Below are 897 nucleotides of genomic sequence, written 5' to 3' on the forward strand. Positions count from 1 at the left end.
AAAATGGAATTGCTGGAGATTGGGGAGTTCTTGCTGATGCTAAATTCACCTTCTCAAAGTAAAATCTAATTAATATATCAGTAAGTGTAAAAAATTTGATATTTAGTTAATGAATAACCTCCTTGATAAAATTATAGTAATAATTTATCAAGGAGGTTTTATTTTTATGAGCAGAAAGCTTAGCAATGAAAAATGGACAAATCATGCAAGAATATTTAAATAGAGTTCATTATTTTAGCAAAGTTAGTGATATTATCCTTTAATATATTTGATTTATTAGAAGAAGTTTTTGCTACGATTTTAACTATGAGTTTTTCAAAAAAACTCATTTTACTAAAATCAAATTCTCCTCCAAAATGTTTTATTACAGTAGCAATTTCTATTAACTCTTTTGGAAAGTTTTGATTAATTTCAGTATTAATTGAATCACCTTCTTGCATTCCACAGATAAATAAGCCAATTTTCTTTTCTTTTAACACTTCTAAGTTTTTTGAACAAAAATCTGATACTTCCTTTTGTATTTTACCCATATATATTGATCCACCAATAATAACTTTATTGTATAAGGATAAATTTACATCCTTACAATTTTTTAAATTTACAATATCTGGTTTATCTTTAAGTTCCTTAGATAAAAAATCTGCACATTTTTCAGTACAACCATACTTACTTGAATAAACAATAAGAGTTTTCAATTTATTCACCTCATTTTTTATAAATAATATACTTAATACAATATTATCACTATTTGGGATATTATCCAATATATACTATTAAAGCGGTGATTGTATATTGTATTTAAAATAATATCATGTAGGGCTAATGTATATATATAAATAGGTTGAAGTATAAAAAGCACCTTGTATAATTATAGGTATAGAAGATACTAAATTTATA

At 24.0% G+C, this 897-nt stretch carries 1 protein-coding gene; it reads right to left on the minus strand.

Annotated features, from left to right (window positions below; genetic code table 11):
• Window positions 1-215 precede the first annotated feature (215 nt).
• Window positions 216-695, minus strand: coding sequence for a flavodoxin domain-containing protein (locus tag ACQRD5_RS17135; protein ID WP_427747112.1), 480 nt, complete (start codon window positions 693-695; stop codon window positions 216-218).
• Between the last annotated feature and the right edge of the window lie 202 nt (window positions 696-897).

It is taken from the genome of Clostridium sp. SGI.024 (assembly GCF_050315195.1).
Taxonomy (GTDB): domain Bacteria; phylum Bacillota; class Clostridia; order Clostridiales; family Clostridiaceae; genus Clostridium.